The sequence below is a fragment of the Pantoea sp. LS15 genome, from assembly GCF_012241585.1.
Lineage (GTDB): Bacteria > Pseudomonadota > Gammaproteobacteria > Enterobacterales > Enterobacteriaceae > Enterobacter.
The window spans coordinates 17,120-29,134 of record NZ_JAAVXA010000023.1 but is presented as its reverse complement, the minus strand read 5'-3'; the positions used below and the strand labels follow the sequence as shown (position 1 = coordinate 29,134).

Genomic DNA, 12,015 nt, shown 5'->3' with positions numbered 1-12,015 from the left:
TGCAACGCGGCTTTCGCTCACCGTTGCGAGGTGGCGTATATTACGCTTTCCTCTTTCAGAGTCAACCCGTTATTTCAGGATTTTTTCTCTTCAACCGACCGGGTTGTTTGTGAAGTGATTCACATCCGCCGTGTCGATGGAGGCGCATTATAGGGAGTTCTCCGCAGGCCGCAACCGAAAAGTTGCAAAAAAATGACTGACTGCTGCATTCCCCAGCAAAACCCCGCTTTATACCTTTTTACACACAGACTTATCCACAATGATACGAAAAAGTGAAAATGTGCGAGCGTTGCGCAAACGTTTTCGTTAAAATGCTCGCGCTTAACAAGGATGCCCTGTCAGGTGTGTTAGATGAGTTTTTCGCTGGAAAATTCATCTAACGCTCTCTGTAATCGTGAAATCCAGGGGATTTACCATGCAACAACGTCGTCCAGTCCGCCGCGCTCTGCTCAGTGTTTCTGATAAAGTCGGTATCGTCGAATTCGCTCAGGCACTTTCTGCACGTGGTGTGGAGCTGCTGTCCACAGGCGGTACCGCTCGCCTGTTAGCAGATAAAGGTCTGCCGGTAACCGAAGTGTCCGATTACACCGGTTTCCCGGAAATGATGGATGGACGCGTGAAAACCCTGCACCCGAAAGTGCATGGCGGTATTCTTGGCCGTCGCGGTCAGGACGACGCCATTATGGAAAAACATGATATCGCGCCAATCGACATGGTTGTCGTTAACCTCTACCCGTTCGCCCAGACCGTTGCCCGCGAAGGCTGTTCTCTGGAAGATGCCGTAGAGAATATTGATATCGGCGGCCCGACCATGGTGCGCTCCGCAGCCAAGAACCATAAAGATGTGGCTATCGTGGTGAAGAGCAGCGACTACAACACCATTATTAATGAGATGGATGCCAACGAAGGGTCACTGACTCTGCAAACGCGTTTCGATCTCGCCATCAAAGCATTCGAACACACCGCTGCATACGACAGCATGATCGCCAACTACTTCGGTAGCCTGGTGCCGGCTTACCACGGTGAAAGCAAAGATCCTTCTGGCCGCTTCCCGCGCACCCTGAACCTGAACTTCATTAAGAAGCAGGATATGCGTTACGGTGAGAACAGCCACCAGCAAGCAGCCTTCTATATAGAAGAAGAGGTTAAAGAGGCCTCTGTTGCTACCGCTCAACAAGTTCAGGGCAAAGCGCTTTCCTATAACAACATCGCTGACACCGATGCTGCGCTGGAATGTGTAAAAGAGTTCAGTGAGCCAGCCTGCGTTATCGTCAAGCACGCTAACCCATGCGGCGTCGCGGTAAGTAGCTCGATTATGGATGCCTACGATCGTGCCTACAAAACCGACCCGACCTCCGCGTTCGGCGGTATTATCGCCTTCAACCGCGAGCTGGATGCTGAAACGGCGCAGGCCATCATCTCTCGCCAGTTTGTTGAAGTGATCATCGCACCATCCGCATCCGAAGAAGCGCTGAAAATCACCGCTGCAAAACAGAACGTGCGCGTGCTGGTTTGCGGTCAGTGGGCTGAACGTGTACCGGGTCTGGACTTCAAACGCGTGAACGGCGGTCTGCTGGTTCAGGACCGCGACCTGGGTATGGTGACAGAAGCCGACCTGCGCGTGGTGACCAAACGTCAACCAACCGAGCAGGAACTGCGTGACGCGCTGTTCTGCTGGAAAGTGGCGAAGTTCGTGAAATCCAACGCCATTGTCTACGCAAAAGAGAACATGACCATCGGGATAGGTGCCGGCCAGATGAGCCGTGTTTATTCTGCAAAAATCGCCGGGATTAAAGCAGGTGATGAAGGTCTGGAAGTGAAAGGCTCCGCCATGGCGTCTGACGCCTTCTTCCCGTTCCGTGACGGTATCGATGCCGCAGCAGCAGTAGGCATCACCTGTGTGATCCAGCCTGGTGGTTCCATTCGTGATGACGAAGTGATTGCCGCTGCCGATGAACACGGTATTGCGATGATCTTCACCGACATGCGCCACTTCCGCCATTAATTCCCGGAGCAGAAAATGAAAGTATTAGTGATTGGTAATGGCGGACGCGAGCATGCTCTGGCATGGAAAGCGGCACAATCCCCGCTGGTGAAAACTGTCTTTGTGGCTCCGGGCAACGCCGGTACGGCGCTGGAGCCAGCGCTGCAGAACGTGGCTATCGGCGTGACCGATATCCCGGCGCTGCTGAACTTTGCACAGAACGAGAAAATCGACCTGACCATCGTCGGCCCGGAAGCGCCGCTGGTGATTGGCGTGGTGGATGCGTTCCGCGCGGCAGGCCTGAAAATCTTCGGGCCAACCGAAGGTGCAGCACAGCTCGAAGGCTCCAAAGCCTTCACCAAAGATTTCCTCGCGCGCCACAATATTCCCACTGCGGAATATCAGAACTTCACGGATGTTGAGCCAGCCCTGGCTTATCTGCGTGAAAAAGGCGCGCCGATTGTCATTAAGGCCGACGGCCTGGCTGCCGGTAAAGGCGTTATCGTGGCGATGACCCTCGAAGAAGCAGAGGCCGCGGTGCAGGACATGCTGGCCGGCAACGCATTCGGCGACGCAGGTCATCGCATCGTGATCGAAGAGTTCCTCGATGGTGAAGAGGCGAGCTTCATTGTAATGGTCGACGGCGAGCACGTTCTGCCGATGGCTACCAGCCAGGATCATAAACGCGTAGGCAATGCAGATACCGGCCCGAACACCGGCGGTATGGGTGCTTACTCGCCCGCTCCGGTCGTGACTGACGAAGTGCATCAGCGCACGATGGATCGCATCATCTGGCCAACCGTAAAAGGTATGGCAGCCGAAGGGAACACTTACACTGGTTTCCTCTATGCGGGTCTGATGATCGACAAACAGGGTAACCCGAAGGTCATCGAGTTCAACTGCCGCTTTGGCGATCCAGAAACTCAGCCGATCATGCTGCGCATGAAATCCGATCTGGTCGATCTGTGCCTGGCAGCCTGTGAAGGTAAGCTGGATGAGAAAACTTCCGAGTGGGACGAACGTGCCTCTCTGGGCGTAGTGATTGCTGCTGGCGGCTATCCAGGTAATTACAACACCGGAGATGAGATCCACGGTCTGCCGCTGGAAGAGATCGAAGGCGGTAAAGTGTTCCATGCGGGTACGAAACTGTCTGACGACGATCGTGTACTGACCAACGGTGGCCGTGTGCTGTGTGCGACCGCGTTGGGTCATACCGTGGCAGAAGCACAGAAGCGTGCCTATGCGCTGATGGCGGATATTCACTGGAACGGTAGCTTTAGCCGTCAGGATATCGGCTATCGCGCGATTGCGCGTGAGCAAGGGGAGTAATTACGCTCTCACTCTAACCCTCTCCCTCAAGGGAGAGGGGAAATACGTCAGAAACTCTTCTCTGTCGGCTGCCAGGTGCAGAAGTCTTCGTTCGCCACCAGCAGCAGCTGAGAACCTTCCGGTGCTTCAAGCCACGCCACACTCACCTCCATAGATGAATGACGCTGACGACGTTCAATATGTTCGGTTGCCCAGGATTCAAGCTCAGGCTTCACTGTCTGCCCTTCGCAAGTTGTCACCGTCCCATCGGCGTGCCAGCGCCCCTGGCGCAGTACAACACGTCCCTGACGCAGCGCATCGCTGGTCTGGCGGATCTGTTCGGCACGATAACGATAGAGAGCAATTTGATCGCTGGAAAGCTGCTGTTTTTGACCACTCACTTCACGCTGCATAAAGCTCAGCTCGCCATGGTCATCAAAACGCACTTTCACATGATCGGGGGTTTTACTGTAAACGTTCAGTTCGATCAGCGTGAGGTCATCGCCCTGCCAGCGATACTCCGCGGTCGAGGTATTGCCGTTATGCCACGGGCTAAAAGCAGAAAGCAGATGCACTTCCCCGCCGGAATCTTTGCGCCAGATCCTGACCGCCCCCTGGTTGTCAGCGTAGCCGCTGGCAGTAAACGGTGGCAGAGTGGAGTCATGGCTACAGGCTGACAGCAACAGCACGCCCGCTAACGTGAGCGCACCACGCCAGACAGACAAAAGGGGCGTTACCGCCCCTTCGTTAAAACTGTTCACTGCCACGCGTCTTACTTAACAGCGTCTTTCAGTGCTTTACCAGAAACAAATGCTGGCACGTTAGCTGCGGCGATTTTGATTTCTTTACCGGTCTGCGGGTTGCGGCCAGTGCGCTCAGCACGGTGGTTCACTTTGAAGGTACCGAAACCAACCAGTTGTACAGCATCGCCTTCTTTCAGAGACTCAGTAATAGCAGCCAGGGTAGATTCCAGAGCAGCTTTAGCCTGCACTTTAGACAGATCAGCCTTGTCCGCAATTACATCAATCAGTTGAGTCTTGTTCATAAGTTATCCTTTCAATGTGTTTATCGCTTGCTAAGCATCGAGTGCGACGAAAATGCCAAAAAAGCACTCTCCTGCATACACGCACCGATAGCCACTTTTTTTCGCCCCCCAAATGTAGACCAGACAAGGGGCGAAAGGGAAGAGTCGAGGAGCGACAAAACGGGCGTTATCTCAAGTTTTATTGTCTCATTGGTTAAAAATTATACCAATATTGCTCTCGCCGGCCTCACGTAAGTCCGCGCGCAGCCCTTTTATCAGCTCGATATCGCGTTCTTCACACTCTGCCAGCAGGCGGAAAATTTCCCACTGAATGTCCCATTCTTGTTCTACCGCCGGGTTCGCACGCAGCTCTTCGTCGGTCATTTCACGACCTTCCTGAGTCATTTCCAGCATCGCAACGGTCGTAATCGATGCCTTACTGACTTCGATAGCATGCTCCAGCGTTTCACCACTCAGGCGGGAGTGAATCAACTCGCTTAACGCCACACAAGCATCGATCGCAGGATAGACACCGTACAGGTCAAAATCATCCGCGACCGGAATCGCCTCTTCCAGCTTTTCGAGCTGAGAGTCGAAATTCACCTTCGCGTCTTTCACCGTCAGCGTTTCCCAGATCAGATCCAGAATTCGGCGATAAATATGACCATCACCAAAGCCCGTCTGCTTGCAGAACGCGGCATAGTTGGGATACATGCGCTCGCACAGGCAAGCCATAAAGGTGACGTGCTGCCAGCTTTCCAGCTTCTCAAGGCGCAGGTGAATCGGGTTTTGTAGCATGATGATCTCTCGAATCGAAAATTAGGCGCAGTTTACCTGAATCATCGCTGAATTTCCTGCCAACGAACAAAAGCCGGGCGTGAAGAAGCCACCGCGTCTGCCCAGCGTGTTGGTTCCGGCAAACGGTAGCCCTTCATACAGCGCTGTACCCATGCCAGCGCGCTATCCATACCTACTCGGTGTCCAGTGGAGACAAACAGCGGATTACATCGCGCTTTACTGCGCCAGACCCACGCCAGTTGTTCGCCTTTATCAATGAGCGGCGCCAGCGCACCAGGCTCGGCAGAAAGCGGTTCAAACCCGCCACACAAGCGTTTCTTAGCAACGCCGATGGTGGGAACATCCACCAGCAGGCCAAAGTGGCTGGCAACGCCTAAACGGCGCGGGTGTGAGATACCGTGTCCATCAACAAACAGCAGGTCAGGTTTTTGCGAGAGCTGCTCCCACGCTGCCAGCAGCGCGGGATATTCACGAAAGGAGAGAAAGCCAGGAATGTAGGGCATGGTGGTAGCAATACGCGCCACCTTGTACTCCACCAGCTCAAGCGAGGGATATTTCAGTACCACCATCGCCGCTCGCGTCACGTCCCCACCCTGCTCAAACCCGACGTCCGCCCCACCGATAAACTGCGGGGGATCCTTATCCAGACGATCCTCGCGGATCACGGATGAAGCCAGTTCTATTTGTTGGGCGCGTAATGACGCGAGATCCATAGCGATTCCTTACTTGTGGTATTGCGCAGAAAGTCGGTGTACCGCCTCCACAAACGCGCCAGCGTGTTCTGGCGGCACGTCCTGATGAATACCGTGTCCGAGGTTAAAGACGTGCCCTTCCCCCTGGCCGAAGCCGGCGAGAATCGTTGCCACCTCTTCTTCAATGCGAGCTGGCTGTGCATAGAGCATGGACGGATCCATATTGCCCTGCAGCGCCACCTTGTCACCCACGCGACGGCGCGCATCAGCGATATCGGTAGTCCAGTCCAGCCCAAGGGCGTCACAGCCCGTTGCTGCCATCGCTTCGAGCCACTGACCGCCACCTTTGGTGAACAGCGTTACCGGTACGCGACGGCCTTCGTTTTCACGCAGCAAACCATCGACGATTTTGTGCATGTAATAGAGCGAGAACTGCTGATAATCGCGTCCGGTGAGTACGCCGCCCCAGGTGTCGAAAATCATCACCGACTGCGCACCCGCTTTAATCTGTGCGTTCAGGTAGAGAGTGACGCTTTTCGCCAGCTTGTCGAGCAACGCATGCAACGCCAGCGGCTCCGCGTACATCATCTTTTTAATCACGGTGAAAGCCTTGCTGCTGCCACCTTCAACCATGTAAGTCGCCAGCGTCCACGGACTGCCGGAGAAACCGATCAGCGGCACTTCACCTTTCAGCTCACGGCGAATGGTGCGCACAGCGTTCATGACATAGCCCAGCTCATCTTCAGGATCGGGAACAGGCAGCTTATCAACGTCGGCTTTACTCTTGATCGGTGAAGTAAAACGTGGGCCTTCACCAGTTTCAAAATAGAGCCCAAGGCCCATCGCATCCGGGATGGTCAGAATGTCCGAAAAGAGAATGGCGGCATCCAGCGGGAAGCGGCGCAGCGGCTGGAGCGTCACTTCACAGGCCAGCTCAGCATTTTTGCACAGCGACATAAAATCGCCCGCCTGCGCACGCGTGGCTTTGTACTCTGGCAGATAACGTCCCGCCTGGCGCATCATCCACACCGGGGTGACATCAACGGGCTGGCGCAGCAGCGCACGCAGATAACGATCGTTCTTCAGTTCGGTCATTTTTGCAGTTCCTTAAGCGTCATGGCCTCAGTGTAACACTACTCATACTCGGCCCGACACATTGCCACGGTATCTTCTATTAGCCGACGCGCCACCGTACCTGGCGGTGGTAACAGAGGTAAATCGTCATACCGATACCAGTTTGCTTCCAGTAACTCTTTCTGGTCGATGACGATGTCCCCGCTATCGTATTCGGCCATAAATGCCGTCATCAGTGACTGCGGGAACGGCCATGGCTGAGAGGTAACATAGCGCAGGTTCTTCACTTTAATCCCGCTCTCCTCCATCACTTCGCGCGCCACCGCCTGCTCCAGCGTTTCGCCCACTTCGACAAACCCGGCCAGCACAGTGTGAATGCCGTTACGGTGACGGGTATGTTGCGCCAGCAGGATGGAATCCTCGCGACGGATAGCGACGATAATGCACGGCGCGATCTGCGGATAGTAGCGTTCACGGCAGTGACTGCAGAGCATCGCCCACTCGGTTTTGCTCGGGTGCATGGTATGCCCGCAGTAACCGCAGTATTTATGCGAACGATAAAACTCCGCCAGCTGTACGCCACGGCCCGCCAGCTGGAACAGCCCCACATCAAGATCCAGCACCTGACGAACCGATCCCATGTCCTGACGGCGAGCCTGCTGGACCATCCACACGGGATCGCCCTGCCACTCGCCGATCTTCAGTGCGGGCAGACCAACAAGGTCGAAGGTCTCTGCAGCACCATAGGGAATTTCCCCGACGGGGAGCCATAATTTTTGTTCGTGACTGACGATCCACCAACCAAGATCTGATTTTTCAATAATACGATCCATATCTATTGCACTACCTTCGCTTCACTGACATGTTGTTAGCATCGTGGTTACATTTTGGATAAGCAGATTCAATTCTAAACTTTGCGGAGTCGAACATGTTAAACCAGCTAGAAAGCCTGACTGAGCGCGTTAGAGGAAGTAACAAACTGGTGGATCGCTGGCTACATGTGCGCAAGCATCTACTCGTGGCTTATTACAATCTGGTCGGTATTAAGCCTGGCAAAGAATCGTTTATGCGTCTGAATGAAAAAGCGCTGGATGATTTTTGTCAGAGCCTGGTCGACTACCTGTCCGACGGCCATTTCAATATTTATGAACGCATTATCCGCGAAATGGAAGGGACAACACCGTATTTAGCGGCCAGCAAACTCTATCCGCTGCTGGAAGCCAACACCCAGCAGATCATGGACTACTACGATTCCACACTTGAGAATGCGATCGATCACGATAACTATCTTGAGTTTCAGCAGGCGCTTTCCGACCTTGGCGAAGCGCTGGAAGAGCGATTCACACTGGAAGATAAGCTGATCGCCCTCGTGCTGGATAGCAATCTCAGTGCAAGCAACGAAGATAACATCGCGCGCCCTGCTTGAGTTCTTAATCGTTAACGAGTAATTTACAAACATTCGCCCCTCTCACGAGGGGGATTTTTCTTGTCGGAGTGCCCAGCGTTTGCAAAAACGCGGGCTGAGACCGTTAATTCGGGATCCGCGGAACCTGATCAGGTTAATACCTGCGAAGGGAACAAGAGTCACACTGCTGTTGAATCGCCTGCGGGCGATCTTCTCTTGCTTCATCCGTCGTCTGACAAGCCATGTCCTTCACTTTTGGAATGAGCTATGTCTACCACTAAACTGACCCGCCGCGAACAGCGCGCACACGCCCAACACTTCATTGATACCCTGGAAGGCACCGCTTTCCCGAACTCTAAACGCATCTACATCACCGGCTCTCAGGCGGATATCCGCGTGCCGATGCGTGAAATTCAGCTTAGCCCAACACTTATCGGCGGCAGCAAAGATAACCCGCAGTATGAAGACAACGAAGCTGTTCCGGTGTATGACACCTCCGGCCCATACGGTGACCCTGAAATTGCGATCAACGTTCAGAAAGGCCTGGCTAAACTGCGCCAGCCGTGGATCGACGCCCGTCAGGACAGCGAAGAGCTAAACGAGCAAAGTTCCGCCTACACCAAAGAGCGCCTGGCCGACGACGGTCTGGACGAGCTGCGCTTCACCGGCCTTCTGACACCGAAACGAGCTAAAGCAGGCAAATGCGTGACCCAACTGCACTACGCTCGTCAGGGGATCGTCACCCCCGAAATGGAGTTCATCGCCATTCGCGAAAACATGGGCCGTGAGCGCATCCGTAGCGAAATTCTGCGCCACCAGCATCCGGGAGAAGGTTTTGGCGCTCGCCTGCCGGAAAACATTACGCCGGAATTTGTGCGTGATGAAGTCGCCGCTGGCCGCGCGATTATCCCTGCCAACATCAATCACCCGGAATCTGAGCCAATGATTATCGGCCGTAATTTCCTGGTGAAGGTCAACGCTAACATCGGTAACTCTGCTGTTACTTCCTCCATCGAAGAAGAGGTGGAAAAACTGGTCTGGTCGACGCGCTGGGGTGCGGACACGGTGATGGATCTCTCTACTGGCCGTTATATTCACGAAACCCGCGAATGGATCCTGCGTAACAGCCCGGTACCAATCGGGACGGTGCCTGTGTATCAGGCACTGGAGAAGGTAAATGGCATTGCCGAAGATCTTACCTGGGAGGCCTTCCGCGACACGTTACTGGAACAGGCTGAACAGGGTGTGGACTACTTCACTATTCACGCAGGTGTACTACTGCGCTACGTGCCGATGACGGCGAAACGTCTGACCGGTATTGTCTCGCGCGGCGGTTCCATCATGGCGAAGTGGTGTCTCTCCCATCATCAGGAAAACTTCCTCTACGAACACTTCCGTGAAATCTGCGAAATCTGCGCCGCTTACGATGTCTCCCTGTCGCTCGGCGACGGCCTGCGTCCTGGCTCTATCCGCGATGCCAATGACGAAGCGCAGTTTGCCGAACTGCACACGCTGGGCGAACTGACCAAAATCGCCTGGGAATATGACGTACAGGTGATGATTGAAGGCCCGGGACATGTACCAATGCAGATGATCCGTCGCAACATGACCGAAGAGCTGGAGCACTGCCACGAAGCGCCGTTCTACACCCTCGGACCATTGACCACCGATATCGCACCGGGCTACGACCACTTCACGTCGGGGATTGGTGCAGCGATGATCGGCTGGTTCGGCTGCGCCATGCTCTGCTACGTCACGCCGAAAGAGCACCTCGGCCTGCCGAACAAAGAGGACGTGAAGCAGGGTCTGATCACCTACAAAATTGCCGCTCACGCAGCCGATCTGGCGAAAGGCCACCCGGGAGCGCAAATCCGTGATAACGCCATGTCGAAAGCACGCTTCGAGTTCCGCTGGGAAGATCAGTTCAACCTGGCGCTCGACCCATTCACTGCCCGCGCCTATCACGACGAAACACTGCCGCAGGAATCGGGCAAGGTGGCACACTTCTGCTCCATGTGCGGGCCGAAATTCTGCTCGATGAAAATCAGCCAGGAGGTACGTGACTACGCCGCCACGCAAACCATCGAAGTGGGCATGGCGGATATGTCAGAAACCTTCCGCGCCAAAGGTGGTGAAATCTACCTCAAAAAAGAGGAGGCGTAATGTACCAGCCCGATTTCCCACCAGTGCCCTTCCGTTTAGGGCTCTATCCGGTGGTGGACAGCGTGGAATGGATAGAGCGCCTGCTTGCGGCGGGCGTTCGCACAATCCAGCTACGCATTAAAGATAAACACGATGAAGAGGTAGAGGCGGATGTGGTTTCTGCCATCGCGCTGGGACGTCGCTATGATGCCCGCCTGTTTATCAACGACTACTGGCGACTGGCGATCAAACACCGGGCTTACGGCGTGCATCTGGGTCAGGAAGACCTTGAGACGACCGACCTCAATGCGATCCGCGATGCAGGGCTGCGTCTGGGGGTGTCAACGCATGACGATATGGAGATCGACGTCGCGCTGACCGCCCGCCCCTCTTACATCGCTCTCGGCCACGTCTTCCCGACCCAAACCAAGCAGATGCCCTCTGCACCGCAAGGTCTGACGCAGCTGGCGAGTCATGTTGAACGCCTTGCCGATTACCCCACCGTTGCCATCGGCGGTATCAGCCTTGAACGTGCCCCGGCGGTGCTGGAGACCGGCGTCGGCAGCATTGCCGTCGTCAGCGCCATTACCCAGGCCGCAGACTGGCAGTCGGCCACTGAGCAGCTGTTACAGCTGGCAGGAGCAGGCGATGAATGATCGTGATTTTATGCGCTACAGCCGTCAGCTTCTGCTCGAGGATATCGCCATTGACGGGCAGCAAAAGCTGCTCGCCAGCCGGGTTCTGATTGTGGGTCTGGGCGGGTTAGGAGCCCCTGCCGCGCTCTATCTGGCAGGGGCGGGCGTCGGCACGCTGGTACTGGCCGATGACGACGACGTTCACCTCAGCAACCTGCAACGGCAAATTCTCTTTACCACCGAGGATATTAACCAGCCTAAAGCGCAAATCACCCGCCAGCGGCTGAACCAGCTTAACCCGGACATCGAACTGATTGCCCTACAGCAACGGCTCAGCGGTGAAAGCCTGCAACGTGAAGTTGCCCTGGCCGACGTGGTGCTGGACTGCACCGACAATATGGCGACGCGTCAGGCAATCAACGCCGCCTGCGTGGCAAATAATACGCCGCTTATCACCGCCAGCGCGGTGGGTTTCGGTGGGCAGATGATGGTCCTGACTCCGCCGTGGTCGCAAGGCTGCTATCGCTGCCTGTGGCCGGATGATGCCGAGCCAACGCGCAACTGCAGGACGGCGGGCATTCTTGGTCCGGTGGTCGGTGTAATGGGCACAATGCAGGCGCTGGAAGCCATCAAGCTGCTCAGCGGCATGGAGACGGAACGCAATACGCTGCGCTTGTTTGATGCCCGCTCCAGCGGCTGGAGACAGCTGGCGCTTCACCGTGCCAACCACTGCCCGGTATGCGGAGGCCACGATGCGCATTCTGTTTAACGATGAGCCGATGAGCTGCGACGACGGGCTTACCGTTGCCGTTTTGCTCGATAAATTGCGTCAGCTTAAACCAGGTACGGCGCTGGCGCTCAATCAACAGATCCTGCCGCGCGAGCAGTGGGAGCTTCAGCAGGTCAATGAAGGTGATCAGATCCTGCTGTTTCAGGTTATCGCAGGGGGCTGA

General features: G+C 55.3%; 13 protein-coding genes and 1 riboswitch. Of the genes, 7 read left to right on the top strand and 6 right to left on the bottom strand.

The window, feature by feature from the left end; all coding sequences use genetic code 11:
* Positions 1-415: 415 nt before the first annotated feature.
* Positions 416-2,005, top strand: a complete 1,590-nt coding sequence (gene purH / locus HED65_RS21710) for a bifunctional phosphoribosylaminoimidazolecarboxamide formyltransferase/IMP cyclohydrolase (protein ID WP_114980114.1) — start codon at positions 416-418, stop codon at positions 2,003-2,005.
* A gap of 15 nt (positions 2,006-2,020) precedes the next feature.
* Complete coding sequence (gene purD / locus HED65_RS21705) at positions 2,021-3,313, top strand: phosphoribosylamine--glycine ligase (protein WP_114980113.1); 1,293 nt, start codon at positions 2,021-2,023, stop codon at positions 3,311-3,313.
* Between the two features lie 47 nt (positions 3,314-3,360).
* Here purD and HED65_RS21700 read toward each other — a convergent pair whose 3' ends face one another.
* The 6 genes from HED65_RS21700 to nudC form a co-directional block, all read right to left on the bottom strand.
* A complete protein-coding gene (locus tag HED65_RS21700) occupies positions 3,361-4,053 on the bottom strand; it encodes a DUF1481 domain-containing protein (protein WP_114980112.1) in 693 nt (230 codons plus the stop codon).
* An 11-nt stretch (positions 4,054-4,064) separates the two neighbouring features.
* Complete coding sequence (hupA, locus tag HED65_RS21695; protein WP_002445246.1) at positions 4,065-4,337, bottom strand: nucleoid-associated protein HU-alpha; 273 nt, start codon at positions 4,335-4,337, stop codon at positions 4,065-4,067.
* A gap of 186 nt (positions 4,338-4,523) precedes the next feature.
* Entirely contained in the window at positions 4,524-5,114 is a 591-nt protein-coding gene (locus HED65_RS21690) for a YjaG family protein (protein WP_028018463.1), read from the bottom strand.
* A gap of 41 nt (positions 5,115-5,155) precedes the next feature.
* Positions 5,156-5,827 (bottom strand): deoxyribonuclease V, encoded by a 672-nt coding sequence (gene nfi / locus HED65_RS21685; RefSeq protein ID WP_114980111.1) that lies wholly within the window; start codon positions 5,825-5,827, stop codon positions 5,156-5,158.
* 9 nt (positions 5,828-5,836) lie between these two features.
* Positions 5,837-6,901: a uroporphyrinogen decarboxylase gene (gene hemE / locus HED65_RS21680; protein WP_114980110.1), complete on the bottom strand. Its 1,065-nt coding sequence runs from the start codon at positions 6,899-6,901 to the stop codon at positions 5,837-5,839.
* 38 nt (positions 6,902-6,939) lie between these two features.
* Entirely contained in the window at positions 6,940-7,713 is a 774-nt protein-coding gene (gene nudC, locus HED65_RS21675; RefSeq protein ID WP_114980109.1) for an NAD(+) diphosphatase, read from the bottom strand.
* Positions 7,714-7,808: 95 nt separating this feature from the next.
* Between nudC and HED65_RS21670 the strand changes: the two genes are divergently transcribed.
* From HED65_RS21670 to thiS, 5 genes are all read left to right on the top strand, one after another.
* Entirely contained in the window at positions 7,809-8,306 is a 498-nt protein-coding gene (locus HED65_RS21670; protein WP_028018467.1) for an Rsd/AlgQ family anti-sigma factor, read from the top strand.
* 54 nt (positions 8,307-8,360) lie between these two features.
* Positions 8,361-8,474, top strand: a riboswitch (TPP riboswitch).
* Positions 8,475-8,552: 78 nt separating this feature from the next.
* Positions 8,553-10,448 (top strand): phosphomethylpyrimidine synthase ThiC, encoded by a 1,896-nt coding sequence (gene thiC, locus HED65_RS21665; RefSeq protein WP_114980108.1) that lies wholly within the window; start codon positions 8,553-8,555, stop codon positions 10,446-10,448.
* The gene (gene thiE / locus HED65_RS21660) at positions 10,448-11,083 is read left to right on the top strand and encodes a thiamine phosphate synthase (protein WP_114980107.1); all 636 of its coding nucleotides are present in this window, start codon (positions 10,448-10,450) and stop codon (positions 11,081-11,083) included. The genes thiC and thiE overlap by 1 nt, the downstream gene beginning before the upstream one ends.
* Positions 11,076-11,831: a thiazole biosynthesis adenylyltransferase ThiF gene (gene thiF, locus HED65_RS21655; protein WP_114980106.1), complete on the top strand. Its 756-nt coding sequence runs from the start codon at positions 11,076-11,078 to the stop codon at positions 11,829-11,831. The genes thiE and thiF overlap by 8 nt, the downstream gene beginning before the upstream one ends.
* On the top strand, positions 11,815-12,015 hold the full coding sequence (gene thiS / locus HED65_RS21650) for a sulfur carrier protein ThiS (protein WP_028018471.1): 201 nt from the start codon (positions 11,815-11,817) through the stop codon (positions 12,013-12,015). Before thiF ends, thiS begins: the two co-directional genes overlap by 17 nt.

Excerpts from the sequence above, each read along its gene's own strand:
- purD (WP_114980113.1), top strand. The coding sequence starts at position 2,021 with ATGAAAGTATTAGTGATTGGTAATGGCGGACGCGAGCATGCTCTGGCA.
- nfi (WP_114980111.1), bottom strand. The coding sequence starts at position 5,827 with ATGGATCTCGCGTCATTACGCGCCCAACAAATAGAACTGGCTTCATCC.
- purH (WP_114980114.1), top strand. The coding sequence starts at position 416 with ATGCAACAACGTCGTCCAGTCCGCCGCGCTCTGCTCAGTGTTTCTGAT.
- thiC (WP_114980108.1), top strand. The coding sequence starts at position 8,553 with ATGTCTACCACTAAACTGACCCGCCGCGAACAGCGCGCACACGCCCAA.
- thiS (WP_028018471.1), top strand. The coding sequence starts at position 11,815 with ATGCGCATTCTGTTTAACGATGAGCCGATGAGCTGCGACGACGGGCTT.
- HED65_RS21670 (WP_028018467.1), top strand. The coding sequence starts at position 7,809 with ATGTTAAACCAGCTAGAAAGCCTGACTGAGCGCGTTAGAGGAAGTAAC.
- HED65_RS21690 (WP_028018463.1), bottom strand. The coding sequence starts at position 5,114 with ATGCTACAAAACCCGATTCACCTGCGCCTTGAGAAGCTGGAAAGCTGG.
- nudC (WP_114980109.1), bottom strand. The coding sequence starts at position 7,713 with ATGGATCGTATTATTGAAAAATCAGATCTTGGTTGGTGGATCGTCAGT.
- thiF (WP_114980106.1), top strand. The coding sequence starts at position 11,076 with ATGAATGATCGTGATTTTATGCGCTACAGCCGTCAGCTTCTGCTCGAG.
- hemE (WP_114980110.1), bottom strand. The coding sequence starts at position 6,901 with ATGACCGAACTGAAGAACGATCGTTATCTGCGTGCGCTGCTGCGCCAG.
- hupA (WP_002445246.1), bottom strand. The coding sequence starts at position 4,337 with ATGAACAAGACTCAACTGATTGATGTAATTGCGGACAAGGCTGATCTG.
- thiE (WP_114980107.1), top strand. The coding sequence starts at position 10,448 with ATGTACCAGCCCGATTTCCCACCAGTGCCCTTCCGTTTAGGGCTCTAT.